Here is a 15,279-nt window from a genome sequence, read left to right on the forward strand (position 1 = left end):
CCGCCCCGCGCGCTTAGTCGAGGTTGGGGCGAAGCCAGCGCGTCGCCGTCTCGCGATCGACCCCGCGGCGCGCGGCATAATCGTCGAGCTGGTCCGGCCCGATCCGCGCGACCCCGAAATAGCTCGATTCGGGGTGCGCGAAGTAGAAGCCGCTGACCGCCGAGGTCGGCAGCATCGCGAAGCTCTCGGTCAGCCGCACCCCCGCTCCCTCGCCGAGCAGGTCGAGCAGCAGCGGCTTTAGGCTATGGTCGGGGCAGGCGGGGTAGCCCGGCGCGGGACGGATCCCGCGATATTCCTCGCGGATCCGCTGCTCGTTGGTCAGCGCCTCGCCATGTGCATAGCCCCACAAGTCGGTGCGGACATGCGCATGGAGTCGCTCGGCGAACGCCTCGGCCAACCGGTCGGCCAGTGCCTTTAAGAGGATGTCGTTATAGTCGTCATGCTCGGCCTTGAACCGCTCGAGATGCGGCTCGATTCCGTGGATCGCCACCGCGAACCCGCCGAGCCAGTCCTCCTCGCCGGGAACGAGGAAGTCGGCGAGGCACAGGTTCGGCCGCCCCGCGCGCTTCTTCACCTGCTGGCGAAGGAAGGGTAGCCGCACGCCGTCGCCCTGCTGGACGACGAGGTCGTCGCCCTCGCGCCGCACCGGCCACAGCCCGACCGTGCCGCGTGCCTGCAACCATTTCTCGTCAACAATTTTTGCAAGCATCGCCTGCGCGTCGGCGAACAGGCTCCGCGCGCTCGTCCCCACCACCTCGTCGTCGAGGATCGCCGGATAATTGCCCGCAAGCTCCCACGCGCGGAAGAAGGGCGTCCAGTCGATGCACTCGGCCAGGTCGGCGAGCGGCCAGTCGTCGAACGTGTGGCTCCCGGGCTTGGCCGGGCGCGGGCTCGGCTCGCGGTGCAAGGGCACGAAGCTGTTCGCCCGAGCCTCGCCGAGAGTCGCGAGTTCGCTCGACCCGCGCCCCTCGCGCGCCTCGCGCAGCGCGCGATAATCGTTGGCGGTGCGCGCGATCAGCTCGCCCCGGCTCGCCCCTTCGCTCACCAACTGGGTCGCGACCCCGACCGCTCGGCTGGCGTCGAGCACGTGGAGCACCGGCCCGCTATAGGCCGGGGCGATCCTGAGCGCGGTGTGCGCGCGGCTGGTGGTCGCCCCGCCGATCAGCAGCGGCAGCTCCATCCCGGCGCGCTCCATCTCCTCGGCGACGGTGACCATCTCGTCGAGGCTCGGGGTGATCAGGCCCGACAGCCCGATCATCGCCGCGTCATTCTCGTTCGCAGCCTCTAGGATCCTGGTCCACGGCACCATCACACCGAGGTCGATCACTTCGAACCCGTTGCACGCCAGCACGACCCCGACGATGTTCTTGCCGATGTCGTGGACGTCGCCCTTGACCGTCGCAATGACGATCCGCCCCTTCGACGAATTGGTGCCCTCGCCCTTTTCGGCCTCGATGTAGGGCAGCAGGTGCGCGACCGCCTTTTTCATCACGCGTGCCGACTTGACCACTTGCGGCAGGAACATCTTGCCCGACCCGAACAGGTCGCCGACCAGGTTCATCCCGGCCATGAGCGGCCCCTCGATCACCTCGATCGGCCGCGCGAACTGGGTCCGTGCCTCCTCGGTATCGGCGACGATGTCGGCATCGAGCCCCTTGACGAGCGCATGGCTCAGCCGGTCGCGCACCGGCCAGCCGCGCCACTCGGCCGCCGCCTTCTCGGCGGCCGCGTCGGTCCCCTTGAATCGCTCGGCAAGCGCGATCAGCCGGTCGGTCGCGTCGTCCCGCCGGTCCAGGATGACGTCCTCGACCGCCTCGCGAAGCTCGGGGTCGATGGCGTCGTAAACGTCGAGCTGCCCGGCGTTGACGATCCCCATGTCCATTCCGGCGGGGATGGCGTGGTAGAGGAACACGCTGTGCATCGCCCGGCGCACCGGCTCGTTGCCGCGGAACGAGAAGCTGAGGTTCGACAGCCCGCCCGAGATGTGCGCGCCCGGACAGCGCGCGCGGATCTCGCGCGCGGCCTCGATGAAGTCGAGCGCATAGCGGCGATGCTCGTCGATCCCGGTCGCGACCGCGAAGATGTTGGGGTCGAACACGATGTCCTCGGCGGGAAAGCCGTCGGCGGTCAACAGCTTGTAGGCGCGCTCGCAGATCGCGACCTTGCGCGTGGCGGTGTCGGCCTGCCCGGTCTCGTCGAACGCCATCACCACGACCGCGGCGCCATAGGCGCGGACCTTGCGCGCCGCGTCCATGAACGGCGCCTCGCCTTCCTTGAGGCTGATCGAATTGACGATCGGCTTGCCCGACACCCATTTCAGCCCGGCCTCGATCACGCTCCACTTCGAGCTGTCGATCATCAGCGGGATCCGCGCGATATCCGGCTCGGCGGCGATCCGGCGGACATAGGTCGCCATCGCCTCCTCGCCGTCGAGCAGCGCCTCGTCCATGTTGATGTCGAGGATCTGCGCCCCGGCCTCGACCTGGTCGCGCGCGACCGCGACCGCGGCGTCGTAATCGCCCGCGAGGATCAGCTTCTTGAACTTGGCCGAGCCGGTGACGTTGCTGCGCTCGCCGATATTGACGAAGCGCGCGCCGGCGGCGCTGGATTCGGATGTCACGCGGCGATCACCATCGGTTCGAGGCCCGCGAGCACGGTCGCGCGCGGCGCGGCGGGGATGGCGCGCGGGGCGCCGCCGCGAAGCGCGCCGGCGATCGCGGCGATATGCGCGGGGGTCGTCCCGCAGCAGCCGCCGACGATGTTGACCAGCCCCTCGTCGACCCATTCGGCGACCTGCGCCGCGGTCTCGGCCGCCGCCTCGTCATATTCGCCGAGGTCGTTGGGCAGCCCGGCGTTGGGATAGGCCATCACCAGCGTCTCCGCCGTCCGGCTGAGCGCGGCGAGGTGCGGGCGAAGCTGCGCCGCGCCGAACGAGCAGTTGAGCCCGATCGTCAGCGGCCGCGCATGGCGAACGCTCGCCCAGAACGCCTCGACCGTGTGCCCCGACAGGTTGCGCCCGCTAAGGTCGGTCAGCGTCATCGAGATCATCATCGGCACCGGCCGCCCGAGCGCGCCTTCCGCCTCCAGCACCGCCATCACCGCCGCCTTGGCGTTGAGCGTGTCGAACACCGTCTCGATCAGGATGAAATCCACGCCGCCGTCCAGCAGCGCCTCGACCTGCTGGCGATAGACCGCCTTGACCCGGTCGAAATCGACCTCGCGGTAGCCGGGATCGTTGACGTCGGGCGACAGCGACAGCGTCTTGTTGGTCGGCCCCAGCGCGCCCGCGACCCACATCGGCCGGTCCTGCGCGTCGGCGACCTCGCGGATGATCCGGGCCGAGGCGCGGTTCATCTCGTCGACCAGCGCCACCGCGCCTTCGCCATAATCGCCCTGGCTGATCGCGTTGGCGTTGAACGTGTTGGTCGCCAGCAGGTCGGCCCCGGCGGCGGCGAAGCGCTGCGCGATGTCGCGGATGATGTCGGGCCTGGTCAGGTTGACGAGGTCGTTGTTGCCGCGCTGGTCGCGGTCCAGCCCGAGGTCGCCGGCATAGTCGGCCTCGGTCAGCTTCGCCGCCTGGATCTGGGTGCCATAGGCCCCGTCCTTGACGATCAGGCGGCGCGCGGCCTCAGCGCGAAAGGTCTCGGCGGCGCGGCTCATGCGCGCACCCCCAGCAGGCGGCAGATGGCGTAGGTCAATTCGGCCCTGTTCAACGTGTAGAAGTGGAATTCGCGCACGCCCCCGGCATAGAGGCGCGCGGCCAGCTCGGCGGCGACGGTCGCGGCGACCAGCCCGCGCGCGGCGGGCATGTCGTCGAGCCCGTCGAACAGCCGGTCGAGCCAGTCGGGAATCTCCGCTCCGCACTGCCCCGCGAACCGGCGGGTGGTGGCGACGTTGGTCACCGGCAGGATGCCGGGCACCAGCTCGACCCCCGGCCGCGCCGCGGCGAGCCGGTCGCGAAGCCGGAAATAGCAGTCGGGCGAGAAGAAGAACTGGGTGATCGCGCGGTCGGCCCCGGCATCGATCTTGGCGAGGAGATTGTCGAAATCGCTGTCGGCGCAGTCGGCCTGCGGGTGGACCTCGGGATAGGCCGCGACCGAGATTTCGAACGGCGCCACCGCCTTCAGCCCGGCGACCAGCGCGGCGGCGTTGGCATAGCCTTGCGGGTGCGGCGCATAGGGCGCGCCCGGCTCGCTCGGGTCGCCGCGAAGCGCGACGATGTGCCGCACCCCCGCCTCCCAGTAATCGCGCGCCACCGCGTCGACCTCGGCCCGGCTCGCCCCGACGCAGGTCAGGTGCGCCGCGGGCGTCAGCGGCGTTTCCCTGACGATCCGGCTGACCGTCGCGTGGGTGCGCGTGCGGGTCGATCCGCCCGCGCCGTAGGTGACGCTGACGAAGCGCGGCCCGAGCGGGGCGAGCGTCTCGATCGACCGCCACAGCGTTTCGGCCATCGCGTCGGTCTTGGGCGGGAAGAATTCGAAGCTGACCGCGATGTCGCCACGGGTCTTCTCGAACAGCGGCGCATGGGTCGCCAGCGCCTCGCGGGCCTCGGCGTTCATGCCGCCCGCCTTCCGGCGACGGCGTGGCCACGCCGCACCCCGCCCTGCTTGACCCCGCGCCACAGGATGACGGTCAGCTCGCCCCCCTCGAGCCGGTCGATCCGGTCGAGCGCCAGCCCGGCGCCATCGAACCAGCCGCGCATCGCCTCGTCGGCAAAGCCGAGCCGCAGGTGCGCGTCGCGCTCGCGAAGCTCGGCGCGGTCGTGCTGGGCAAAGTCGACCACCACCAGTTGGCCGCCGTCGCGAAGCACCCGCGCCGCCTCGCCGATCGCCGCGCCGGGCGACTGCGCGAAATGGAGCACGTGGTGAAGGATGATCGAATCGACGCTGTCCTCCCCCAGCGGCAGCGCGAACATGTCGCCCTGGCGAAGGCTCGCCCCCGCGACCCCGGCATCGTCGAGCCGGACCCGCGCCAGCCGAAGCATCTCCGACGAGCGATCGACCCCGATCGCCCGCTCGGCGCGCGCGGCGAACAGCTCGAGCATCCGCCCGGTCCCGGTACCGATGTCGAGCAGCACCCCGAGCGGCCCGTCGCCGAGCGCGGCGCCAATCGCCTGCTCGATCTCGCATTCGGCGACATGGAGCGCGCGAACCGACTCCCAGGTCGCGGCGTGCGCCTCGAAATAGCGGCGCGCAGCCTCGGCGCGCTCGGCGCGCACCACCTCGAGCCGCGCGGCATCGGCATCGAACTGCGCGACGCTGTCGTCGTCGGCCCACGCGGCGGTCAGCTCGAACAGCGGCCGGCTCTGCGGCGACAGGCCGAGATAGACGAAGCTGCCCTCCTTGCGCCGCTCGATCAGCCCGGCATCGTCAAGCACCTTGACGTGGTGCGAGATGTTGGGCTGGCTCTGGCCGAGCACCTGCGCGATCTCGCCGACCGCCAGCTCCATCGCCCGAAGCAGCGACAGCACGCGCAGCCGGGTCGGGTCGGCAAGCGCCTGGAACCGCGCGGCGAGCGGCTGGGTGGGCCTGGATAAGGACATAAACAACTGCTTATATAGCATTGCCGCGGCTGTCCATTCCAAGCTGAACGACGGTTCATCAAAATGGCAATTGCGTGACCGACACGATTCCGTCTATCTCCGCGGCCCTGGCCTGAACGACGTCAGTCGCGCAGGCCGAGCCCCGTGGCCCGGCTCGCCGGACCACCTGAAGCAAGGAATGGAACGATCATGAAGAAGGTTGCACTGACCGTTGCGGTCCTCGCGCTCGGCCTCGCCGCGTGCGAATCGAAGACGGCCAACGCCGTCAACAACACCGACGTGTCGAACGCGATGGAAGCCGACGCGAACGCGGCCGCCGCCAGCGTCGACAACGCGCTCGACAACACCGCCAACGCGGCCGACAACGCCGCCAACGCGATGGACAATGCCGCCGCGAACACGGTGAACAACGCCAACAACAAGATGTAATCATCGCCTTTTCGCACCCTTCGGGGGCGGAAAGCGAGGGGCCGTCCGGCACGTCCGGGCGGCCCCTTATCATTTTCGAGCGGGGCAGTAGATTGATCGCGTGAAACGGCTGCTCTTTCTGCTGCTCGCGCTGTCCGCCTGCCAGGACAAGCGCCCGCCCGCGCCGAGCGCCGAGCAGAATGCGCAGATGGACGAGGCCGCCAACATGCTCAACGCCATGGCGGGCAACGCCGGCTAGGGCTGCTCGAGCTGGATCCGCGCCGCGCCCAGGTTGCCGGTGCCGAGGTCGTACGGCGAGATGAAGGCGTAATAGGCCCCCGCGTCCCCCCACATCCACCGCATCGCATCGTCGCTCGCGACCTGCAGCAGCAGCACCTCGGCCTGCGGCCCCGGCTCGGGATCGGACTGGATGCCGTCGTGGAACCCGCCCATCCGGATCGGCCGGTTCTCGACCAGCGCGCGCCAGTGCGGCTCCATCCGCTCGGCAACGCCCTCGGGCAGCAGGTGGCGCCGCGCCGGATCGAGATAATAGTCGGCGACCAGCTCGGCGGTCGCCGCCCCGATCCCGCGCCGGGCGAGGTCGAGCAGGCTCAGCGCGCGATAATCGAGCGACACCGGGAAATCGCTGTTGCGGCTGGTCCAGCCGGCGCTCCAGCCCTCGAACCGGTCGGCGTCGAGGTGCGCGGCGAGCGCGGTCCAGTCCTCGTCCGACAGCGGCGAGTCGAGCTCGTGCGCTAGGATCGCCTCGCGGATCTGCCCCAGCCGCCCGGCCGCGCTCGACCGCCACGCCGCTTCCTTCGCGGCGTCGTCGTCGATCCGTGCGGCGATCGCCGCGGCGCCCGGATATTGGTTGATGAACCCCGCCAGCCGCTCCACCGCCGCGTGGCGCGCCGCCGCGACCGGGGCGATCGCCTCGCGCCGCTCGCGCTCGCGCGCGGTCAGCGGCTCTTCCTTCGACAGGATCGCGCCTTCCCCTTCGCTCAGCCAGCGCGCCTCGCGCGCGCGCATTTCGGGCACCAGCGCGGCGACGAATCCCTCGCGCCCCAGTGCCTCGCGAAGTCCGGGCCCGAGCGGCTGCGGCGCCTCGGCCGGGTCGTCGAGCCGGCGAAGCACCGCGTCGACCGCGTAGAGCGCGCCGCGCCAGCTGAACGGCGCGACGTCGGATAGGTCGGGCGCCTGCCCCTCGACCGGCGCCCCCTCGTACAGCGCGCTCGCATAATCCTTCGGGGTGACGACGATCCGGTAGCCGTCGTCGAACGCCTCGTTGGGCATTTCGACCAGGTCGACCGGCCAGCGCCGCCATTCGCCCGGGATGTCGCCCGGCCGCACGAACGGCCAGTCGCCCCCGCCGAAGCCCTCGACCGCGACCGGCGGCAGGTCGGCGGGCGGCGCGCGCTCCTCGCCGAGCACGGGCACGTGGATCGCGCGGAAGATGCGCTCGTCGTCCCCGGCCTCGTCGCGCGGGTTGAGGAAGAACAGCAGCCAGCCCGTGCGCGGCCCGACCCCGCCCCACAGCTCGGCGGGCAAGTCCTCGCACGCCACCTGCGCGACGAAGTTGAGCGGGACCGGCCCGGCGGCCGGATCGTCGGGCTGGACGCTGCGCGGCCATTCGACCTCGGCGGGCATCATCGGCCGTCCGCCGAGCCAGCTGCGCGGCGCCTCGTCGAGCCGCGGCGGGACCTGGCGGCGGAGCACCACCGACACGCTCTCCTCGACCTCGCGCGGCGGCGGCGGCGCGCTCTCGGCATAGGTGGCCGCGCCCGGCGCCGGACCGGCGACGCCGCCCGCCGCGTCTTCGATCGCCCCGGCGAGCGGATTCGCCCCGCCCCCTTTCTTCTTCTTCGCCAGCTGCGACAGGATCGACGGCGGCTCGTCCCCGCCCGCCGCCGCGACCGGCGTGACCGGATCGGGCGGAAAATCCTCTTCAACGCCCGCGTCGGGCGACGGCGCGAGCGCAGACTCGGGCGTCGGTTCGGGAAGCGGCTCGGGGCGCGGCGGTTCGGTCCACGGCGTCTCGTCCTCGCCCGCTTCTTCCTCCGCCTCGGGCACGACCTCCTCGGCCGCGCGCTCGTCGCCGCTCCACGGGGTCAGCCCGATCGACCGGCTCTCGCGCACCGGGGCGACCGGCTCGGCCACCGGCGCGGCGGCCTCGTCGGCGATCAGTGTCGCGCCGACCGCGCGGCGGCGCATGGGCTCGGCCTCGACCGTCTCGACCGGCGCCTCGGGCGACTTGCGCCGCATCAGCGCGAACGCCGCCAGCACCACGACCAGCGCCACCGCGCCGCCAACCAGGATCATCGTCATCGACCGAGCCACTCCAATAGGTCGCGCCGCGCTACCCGCCAAAGGTTGATGGCCGATTGACGCTGGCCCGGAATCGGCCGGATAATGAGGCCATGGACGATGCCATCGACGCGCTTCTCACCCGCCACTCGCGCCCGGGGCTGCGCCTCGCCCGCTTCGACGACGACCTCGCCCCGCACTTCGACCGGATCAACCGCCGCTGGATCGAGGAGATGCACGTGATCGAGCCGGTCGACGAGGACCAGCTCGGCCAGCCGCGCGCGACGATCGTCGAGCCGGGCGGCGAGATTTTCTTCGCGATCGACGACAAGCTCGGCCCGGTCGGCACCTGCGGGCTGCTGCGGATCGGGCCGGGCGATTACGAGCTGATCAAGATGGGGGTCGACCCCGTCGCACAGGGGCTCGGGGTCGGCGAGACGCTGCTGAAGGCCGGGATCGAGGCGGCGAAGGCCCTCGGCGCGACCCGGCTGTTCCTGCTCACCAGCACCAAGAGCGCGGCGGCGATCCGGCTCTACGAACGCAACGGCTTCGTCCACGACGAGGCGCTGAAGGACGAGCTGGGCGGCGAATACAGCCGCTGCAACGTCGCGATGCTGCATCGGGGGTAAGACTAAGGGGCCGGAAGCGGGTGCTTCCGGCCCCTTTCTTGGGTGGCTTCGGGCTGGGCCGACGCGGCGTAAATCCGCGTCGTCGGTCCTGTCGGGCTTCGCCCGCAGGCCGTCCGGCCTTCGGCGAGTCCTGGCCTAGCGTCGCTAGGCCAGGCCGCCTCGCTTCGGGCTGGGCCGACGCGGAGTAAATCCGCGTCGTCGATCAGGATCGCTGCGCGACCTGTCGTCCGGCCTTCGGCGAGTCCGGGGACAGCTAACGGTCGCTTGCGACCGCTTCGCTGTCCCCGGCCGCCTCAGGCTTAGAAATCCATTCCGCCCATGCCGCCCATGCCGCCGCCGCCCATCGGCATCGCCGGCTTGTCCTCGGGCAATTCCGACACCGCCGCTTCGGTGGTGATCAGCAGCCCGGCGACCGACGCCGCGTTCTGCAGCGCGGTGCGGACGACCTTGGTCGGGTCGATCACGCCGGCCGCGACGAGGTTCTCATACTTGTCGGTCTGGGCGTTGAAGCCCTGCGACGAGTCGCCGCCCTCGAGCAGCTTGCCCGCGACCACCGCGCCGTCATGGCCGGCGTTGGTGGCGATCTGGCGGACCAGCGCCGACAGCGAGCGGCGGACGATGTCGATGCCGCGCGTCTGGTCGTCGTTCTGCCCGGTCAGCCCGTCAAGCGCCTTGGTCGCATAAAGCAGCGCGGTGCCGCCGCCCGGGACGATGCCTTCCTCGACCGCCGCGCGGGTCGCGTGGAGCGCGTCGTCGACGCGGTCCTTGCGCTCCTTGACCTCGACTTCCGAGGCCCCGCCGACCTTGATCACCGCGACGCCGCCGGCGAGCTTGGCCAGCCGCTCCTGCAGCTTCTCGCGATCATAATCGCTGGTGGTGTTCTCGATCTGCTGGCGGATCGCGCCGCCACGGGCCTCGATCGACTCGTGGCTGCCGGCGCCGTCGACGATCGTCGTGTTGTCCTTGTCGATCACGACCTTCTTGGCGGTGCCGAGCATCTGGACGGTGACGTTCTCGAGCTTGATGCCGAGGTCTTCCGAGATCATCTCGCCGCCGGTCAGGATCGCGATGTCCTCGAGCATCGCCTTGCGACGATCGCCGAAGCCCGGCGCCTTGACCGCCGCGACCTTGAGCCCGCCGCGAAGCTTGTTCACGACCAGCGTGGCGAGCGCCTCGCCCTCGATGTCCTCGGCGATGATCAGCAGCGGACGGCCCGACTGCACCACCGCCTCGAGGATCGGCAGCATCGCCTGCAGCGACGACAGCTTCTTCTCGTGGATAAGGATGTAGGGATCGTTGAGCTCGACCTGCATCTTTTCCGGGTTGGTGATGAAGTAGGGCGACAGGTAGCCGCGGTCGAACTGCATGCCCTCGACGACGTCGAGCTCGAACTCCAGCCCCTTGGCTTCCTCGACGGTGATCACGCCTTCCTTGCCGACCTTTTCCATCGCCTCGGCGATCTTCTCGCCGACGACGGTGTCGCCATTGGCCGAGATGATCCCGACCTGCGCGATCTCCTGGCTGCCGCTGACCGGCTTGCTGCGCGACTTGATGTCCTCGGTCACCTTGGCGACGGCGAGATCGATGCCGCGCTTGAGGTCCATCGGGTTCATGCCCGCGGCGACCGACTTCATGCCCTCGCGGACGATCGCCTGCGCCAGCACGGTGGCGGTGGTGGTGCCGTCACCGGCGTTGTCGTTGGTCTTCGAAGCGACCTCGCGCAGCATCTGCGCGCCCATGTTCTCGAACTTGTCCTTGAGCTCGATTTCCTTGGCGACGGTGACGCCGTCCTTGGTGATGCGCGGCGCGCCGAAGCTCTTGTCGATGACGACGTTGCGGCCCTTCGGCCCCAGCGTCACCTTGACCGCGTCGGCGAGGATGTCGACGCCCTTGAGGATGCGCTCGCGCGCGTCGCGGCTGAATTTTACGTCCTTGGCTGCCATGATGGCTGTCCTTTCAAATCAGGTGAACTCGGGAAGAAATCGGCTCGGGCGACGATGCCCAGCCCGTTGGCGTCAGCCAACAATCCCGAGAATGTCGCTTTCCTTCATGATGATGAGGTCTTCGCCGTCGACCTTGACCTCGGTGCCCGACCATTTGCCGAACAGGATGCGGTCGCCCGCCTTGACGTCGAGCGGGGTGATGGTGCCGTTTTCGGCGCGCGCCCCGGTGCCGACCGAGACGACTTCGCCTTCCTGCGGCTTTTCCTTGGCGCTGTCGGGGATGATGATCCCGCCGGCGGTCTTCTCGTCAGCCTCGACGCGGCGGACGAGGACGCGGTCATGAAGCGGCCTGAAACCCATGATTGTCGATTCCCTTGCTAATGTTGTTGCTGGCACTCGCTTGTAACGAGTGCCAGCGGTGGCCGGGATATGGTTCGGGGGGCCGGGCGCGTCAATGGCTCGGGCCAACGATAATCGCGCGCCGGGTGCATTGGCGGCCGAAGCAGGCTAGGCAAGGCGGAAGTCCGCCGTTCCCGTCGAGGTATTCCCATGCTCACCCGCCGTTTTTCGCCCCTTTTCGCGCTCGCCGCGCTCGCCGGCTGCGCGATGCAGCCCGCCGGTCCCGGCCCCGACATCGCGCGGGTCAGCGACAACCCGATGACCCGCGCCGCGCTCGCCCAGACCGCGCAGGTCTTCCCCAACCAGCCGCTCGCCCCCGGCCACTATGTCTGGGTCGCCGACAAGGCGATCCCCGCGACCGGTCCGATCCGCGTCCTCGTCAGCCTCCGCCAGCAGCGCGCGTGGATCTTCAGGAACGAGCAGATGATCGGCATGACCACCGTTTCGACCGGCATGCCCGGCCATCCGACCGTCCCGGGCCACTGGCCGATCCTGCAGAAGGCTAAGTTCCACAAGTCGAACAAGTATAGCGACGCGCCGATGCCGTTCATGCAGCGGCTCGACCAGTACGGCATCGCGCTCCACGCCGGCACCAACCCCGGCTATCCCGCCAGCCACGGCTGCATCCGCCTGCCGCTGGCAGTGGCGAAGCGGCTCTATTCGCTGACGAAGCTCGGCGACCCGGTCGACATCGAGAGCTGACGCCCGAGCCCGAGCGCCCCGCGCCGCGACCAGCGCCACAGCATCAGCGCGGCGACCACCGCCAGCCCCGCCGCGAGCCCGGTCCAGATCCCGACCCCGCGCCAGTCGCGCGCGAACGCCAGCCACGCCCCGATCCCCAGGCCGATCACCCAGTAGCCGACCAGCGCGAACAGGAACGGCACCCGCGTGTCGTGGAGCCCGCGGAGCATGCCCGCGCCGATCACCTGCCCGCCGTCGACCACCTGGAACAGCGCCGCGACCGCCAGGAACCGGACCGCCAGCGCGATTACCGCCCGGTTGGCGGGCGCATCGGCGAGGAACAGCGTCACCAGCGGGTGCGGCGCGACCCACATCGCCACCGCCGTCACGCTCATGAAACCGACCCCGATGACCCACGCGGTCCACCCCGCGCGCGTCACCCCGTCGGCATCGCCGCGCCCCAGCGCCAGCCCGACCCGCACCGTCGCCGCCTGCCCGATCCCCAGCGGCACCATGAAGGTGGTCGAGGCAATCTGGAGCGCGATCGCGTGCGCCGCGACCACGCCCGCCCCGAGCCAGCCCATGAAATAGGTGGCGAGCGCGAACACTCCCATCTCGAGCATCATCGTCGCCCCGATCGGCAGCCCCAGCCGGACCATCGCCGCGACCCGCTCGCGGTCGAACCGCCACCAGCGCCCGAACAGGTGGAACCGCCGGAACTGCCGGTCGGTCCGCACCACCGCGATCATCGCGGCGCACAGCATCGCCCAGGTGATTGCGCTGCCGACCCCGCCGCCGACCAGCCCCAGCGCGGGCAGCCCGAACCTGCCGAAGATCAGCGACCAGCTCAGCAGCGCGTTTAGCGGGATCCCCGCCAGCGACAGCCATAGCACCACCTTCGGCCGCTCGAGCGCCCCGGCGAAGTTGCGCAGCAGCTGGAAGACCAGCCACGGCAGGCTGCTCCACATGTAGGCGCGCATGAACGCCTGCCCCATGTCGGCCAGCGCCGGGTCCTGCCCGAAGGCGCGGATCACCGCCCCGATGTGCCACAGCGCCAACCAGTAGAAGGGCAGCGTCAGGATCAGCAGCCATAGCCCGGCGCGGAACGTCCGCCGCACGTCGCGCACGTTGCTCGACCGCTGGCCAAGCGCGCTCGCCATCATCGGCGAGGCGGCGATGACCATCCCGAACAGCAGCATGTTGAGCGTCCAGGTAAGGTTGAGCGCCAGCGTCGCCGCCGCCAGCGGCGCCGCCCCCAGCCGCCCCATCAACAGCACGTCGGTCGCGTTGATCAGCTGGCTGGTGAGGTTGGCGACGACCAGCGGCCACGCGAGCGCCAGCGTCGCGCGCGCCTCCGCCCGCCATGCCGCCCAGTCCCGCCCGCTCGTGTCCATGCGCCGGCGCTTAGCAGCACCCGTCGTCGAAAAGCGATGGCCGTTCGCCCGGCGCTTCGCTACGCCGCTCGGCGAAAGGATTCCGGTCGATGGCGTTCGTGAAGGCAATCTGGAAGCTTCTCGTCGGGGTCAAGGACGCGCTGGTGCTCGTCTTCATGCTGCTCTTCTTCGGGCTGCTGTTCGCCGGGCTGAAGTCGAAGCCGCGGCCGATCGGCGACGGGGTGCTCCTCGTCGACCTCAACGGCTCGCTCACCGAACAGCCCTCGCGCGCCTCGGCGGCGCAGCTCGTCGGCGGCGGCGCGCGGATGAACGAATATGCGATCAACGATCTATCGCAGGCGCTGGTCCGTGCGGCGGGCGACGAGAGGGTCAAGGCGGTGGCGCTCGACCTCGACGGCTTCACCGGCGGGGGCGAAAGCGGGATCGCCACCGTCGGCGCCGCGCTCGATGCGGTGCGCAAGGCGGGCAAGCCGGTGATCGCCTACGCCACCGGCTACACCGACAGCGGCTACCAGCTCGCCGCCCACGCCAGCGACGTAATGGTCGACCCGATGGGGGTTGTCGCGCTGCGCGGCCCGGGCGGCACCAACCTCTATTACAAGGGGCTGCTCGACAAGCTCGGGGTCAACGCCCACGTGTTCCGCGTCGGCACCTACAAGAGCGCGGTCGAGCCCTACATCCGCGACGGCATGTCGCCCGAGGCGCGGCAGAATGCGCAGGCGCTCGCCGGGGCGATGCTCGAAAACTGGAAGGACGACATCAAAAAGGCGCGCCCGCAGGCGGCGGCGGGGGTCGACGCACTGCTCAAAGACCCGGTCGGAACGCTCGCCGCCTCGGGGGGCGACTTCGCCAAGTCGGCGCTCGCGCTCAAGCTCGCCGACCATGTCGCCACCCGCACCGACTTCAACGCCCGCCTCGCCCAGCTCGGTGGCAGCGACAAGGACCGCCCCGGCGGCTTCCGGCAGATTGGGCTCGATTCCTACCTTCGGGATACCGCCGACAATCGCGGCACCGGCCCGATCGGGATCGTTACCGTCGCCGGCATGATCGTCGACGGTAAGGCCGGCCCCGGCACCGCGGGCAGCGCGACGATCAGCCGGCTGATCGACAGGGCGGTCGCCTCGGGCAAGCTCAAGGCGCTGGTCGTGCGCGTCGACAGCCCCGGCGGCTCGGTCACCGCCTCCGAACAGATCCGCCAGGCGATCGTCGGCGCGAAAAAGGCGGGGCTGCCGGTGGTCGTGTCGATGGGCGACGTCGCCGCCTCGGGCGGCTACTGGGTCTCGACCCCGGGCGACTATATCTTCGCCGAGCCGGGGACGATCACCGGCTCGATCGGGGTGTTCGGCATCCTCCCCAGCTTCGAAGGCTCGCTCGCCAAGCTCGGGGTCCACGCCGACGGGGTGCAGACCACCCCGCTGTCGGGCCAGCCCGACTTCCTCAAGGGCTTCTCGCCCGCGGCCGACGCGCTGGTCCAGGCGGGGATCGATTCGACCTACCGAACCTTTCTCGGCCTCGTCGCCGCCTCGCGGCAAAAGAGCCCCGCCGACATCGACAAGATCGCGCAGGGCCGCGTGTGGGACGGCGGCAGCGCGCACCAGATTGGGCTGGTCGACGGCTTCGGCGGGCTCGACGCGGCGGTCGCCAAGGCGGCCGAGCTTGCCAAGCTCGGCGACGAACGCGGCACCACGATCATCGCGACCCGGCCGAGCTTCGCCGACTCGATCGCCGAAGGCCTCGCCGACCGCAACGACGACGACGATGCCAACGCGACCGACGCGCTTGCCTCGCTCTCGCCCGCCCCCGCCGGACTGGTCGCGCAGGCGCTCGATCGCGCGCGGCAGCTGCTGACCGGCCCGACCGTCCAGGTCGCGTGCCTCGATTGCCCCCCGGTCACCGTCGCCGCGCCCAGGGCGCTCCCCGCCGCCACCGGCTGGCGCGCGATCCTGCTGGAGTTGCTTAGCTGACCACCGTCCACGCGA

The 15,279-nt window shown here is 70.3% G+C and carries 13 protein-coding genes; 5 read left to right on the forward strand and 8 right to left on the reverse strand.

Annotated features, from left to right (window positions below; genetic code table 11):
* Window positions 1-13: 13 nt before the first annotated feature.
* The 4 genes from metH to ABDK56_RS05090 are packed head-to-tail and all read right to left on the reverse strand — an operon-like array spanning window position 14 to window position 5,542.
* The gene (gene metH, locus ABDK56_RS05075) at window positions 14-2,620 is read right to left on the reverse strand and encodes a methionine synthase (RefSeq protein WP_349807050.1); all 2,607 of its coding nucleotides are present in this window, start codon (window positions 2,618-2,620) and stop codon (window positions 14-16) included.
* A complete protein-coding gene (locus tag ABDK56_RS05080; protein ID WP_349807051.1) occupies window positions 2,617-3,660 on the reverse strand; it encodes a homocysteine S-methyltransferase family protein in 1,044 nt (347 codons plus the stop codon). The genes metH and ABDK56_RS05080 overlap by 4 nt, the downstream gene beginning before the upstream one ends.
* On the reverse strand, window positions 3,657-4,559 hold the full coding sequence (gene metF, locus ABDK56_RS05085; protein ID WP_349807052.1) for a methylenetetrahydrofolate reductase [NAD(P)H]: 903 nt from the start codon (window positions 4,557-4,559) through the stop codon (window positions 3,657-3,659). Before metF ends, ABDK56_RS05080 begins: the two co-directional genes overlap by 4 nt.
* Entirely contained in the window at window positions 4,556-5,542 is a 987-nt protein-coding gene (locus ABDK56_RS05090) for an ArsR/SmtB family transcription factor (protein WP_349807053.1), read from the reverse strand. The genes metF and ABDK56_RS05090 overlap by 4 nt, the downstream gene beginning before the upstream one ends.
* 144 nt (window positions 5,543-5,686) lie before the next feature.
* On the opposite strand from ABDK56_RS05090, the gene ABDK56_RS05095 reads away from it, so the two are divergent.
* Together ABDK56_RS05095 and ABDK56_RS05100 are read left to right on the forward strand one after the other, a co-directional pair.
* Entirely contained in the window at window positions 5,687-5,971 is a 285-nt protein-coding gene (locus ABDK56_RS05095) for a circumsporozoite protein (protein WP_349807054.1), read from the forward strand.
* Window positions 5,972-6,071: 100 nt separating this feature from the next.
* Complete coding sequence (locus tag ABDK56_RS05100) at window positions 6,072-6,209, forward strand: hypothetical protein (RefSeq protein ID WP_349807055.1); 138 nt, start codon at window positions 6,072-6,074, stop codon at window positions 6,207-6,209.
* Here the strand turns inward: ABDK56_RS05100 and ABDK56_RS05105 are convergent.
* Window positions 6,206-8,275 carry a DUF1963 domain-containing protein gene (locus ABDK56_RS05105; RefSeq protein WP_349807056.1) on the reverse strand — a complete coding sequence of 690 codons (2,070 nt, stop codon included), beginning with the start codon at window positions 8,273-8,275 and terminating at the stop codon, window positions 6,206-6,208. The genes ABDK56_RS05100 and ABDK56_RS05105 overlap by 4 nt on opposite strands.
* A 92-nt stretch (window positions 8,276-8,367) precedes the next feature.
* Between ABDK56_RS05105 and ABDK56_RS05110 the strand changes: the two genes are divergently transcribed.
* The gene (locus tag ABDK56_RS05110; RefSeq protein ID WP_349807057.1) at window positions 8,368-8,883 is read left to right on the forward strand and encodes a GNAT family N-acetyltransferase; all 516 of its coding nucleotides are present in this window, start codon (window positions 8,368-8,370) and stop codon (window positions 8,881-8,883) included.
* Window positions 8,884-9,182: 299 nt separating this feature from the next.
* Here the strand turns inward: ABDK56_RS05110 and groL are convergent, their stop codons facing one another.
* Window positions 9,183-10,826, reverse strand: a complete 1,644-nt coding sequence (groL, locus tag ABDK56_RS05115; protein ID WP_349807058.1) for a chaperonin GroEL — start codon at window positions 10,824-10,826, stop codon at window positions 9,183-9,185.
* A gap of 72 nt (window positions 10,827-10,898) precedes the next feature.
* The gene (gene groES, locus ABDK56_RS05120) at window positions 10,899-11,186 is read right to left on the reverse strand and encodes a co-chaperone GroES (RefSeq protein WP_349807059.1); all 288 of its coding nucleotides are present in this window, start codon (window positions 11,184-11,186) and stop codon (window positions 10,899-10,901) included.
* A 189-nt stretch (window positions 11,187-11,375) separates the two neighbouring features.
* On the opposite strand from groES, the gene ABDK56_RS05125 reads away from it, so the two are divergent.
* Entirely contained in the window at window positions 11,376-11,927 is a 552-nt protein-coding gene (locus ABDK56_RS05125) for a L,D-transpeptidase family protein (RefSeq protein WP_349807060.1), read from the forward strand.
* Here the strand turns inward: ABDK56_RS05125 and ABDK56_RS05130 are convergent.
* Window positions 11,882-13,300 carry an MATE family efflux transporter gene (locus ABDK56_RS05130; protein WP_349807061.1) on the reverse strand — a complete coding sequence of 473 codons (1,419 nt, stop codon included), beginning with the start codon at window positions 13,298-13,300 and terminating at the stop codon, window positions 11,882-11,884. The two genes, ABDK56_RS05125 and ABDK56_RS05130, sit on opposite strands and share 46 nt — an antisense overlap.
* An 89-nt stretch (window positions 13,301-13,389) precedes the next feature.
* Between ABDK56_RS05130 and sppA the strand changes: the two genes are divergently transcribed.
* Entirely contained in the window at window positions 13,390-15,264 is a 1,875-nt protein-coding gene (gene sppA / locus ABDK56_RS05135; protein WP_349807062.1) for a signal peptide peptidase SppA, read from the forward strand.
* Window positions 15,265-15,279 lie beyond the last annotated feature (15 nt).

The sequence above is a fragment of the Sphingomonas sp. ASV193 genome (assembly GCF_040203355.1).
Lineage (GTDB): Bacteria > Pseudomonadota > Alphaproteobacteria > Sphingomonadales > Sphingomonadaceae > Sphingomicrobium.

Coding starts and splice junctions, on each gene's coding strand:
- ABDK56_RS05080 (WP_349807051.1), bottom strand. CDS start 3,660: ATGAGCCGCGCCGCCGAGACCTTTCGCGCTGAGGCCGCGCGCCGCCTG.
- metF (WP_349807052.1), bottom strand. CDS start 4,559: ATGAACGCCGAGGCCCGCGAGGCGCTGGCGACCCATGCGCCGCTGTTC.
- ABDK56_RS05090 (WP_349807053.1), bottom strand. CDS start 5,542: ATGTCCTTATCCAGGCCCACCCAGCCGCTCGCCGCGCGGTTCCAGGCG.
- ABDK56_RS05105 (WP_349807056.1), bottom strand. CDS start 8,275: ATGACGATGATCCTGGTTGGCGGCGCGGTGGCGCTGGTCGTGGTGCTG.
- ABDK56_RS05110 (WP_349807057.1), top strand. CDS start 8,368: ATGGACGATGCCATCGACGCGCTTCTCACCCGCCACTCGCGCCCGGGG.
- groL (WP_349807058.1), bottom strand. CDS start 10,826: ATGGCAGCCAAGGACGTAAAATTCAGCCGCGACGCGCGCGAGCGCATC.
- groES (WP_349807059.1), bottom strand. CDS start 11,186: ATGGGTTTCAGGCCGCTTCATGACCGCGTCCTCGTCCGCCGCGTCGAG.
- ABDK56_RS05125 (WP_349807060.1), top strand. CDS start 11,376: ATGCTCACCCGCCGTTTTTCGCCCCTTTTCGCGCTCGCCGCGCTCGCC.
- ABDK56_RS05130 (WP_349807061.1), bottom strand. CDS start 13,300: ATGGACACGAGCGGGCGGGACTGGGCGGCATGGCGGGCGGAGGCGCGC.
- sppA (WP_349807062.1), top strand. CDS start 13,390: ATGGCGTTCGTGAAGGCAATCTGGAAGCTTCTCGTCGGGGTCAAGGAC.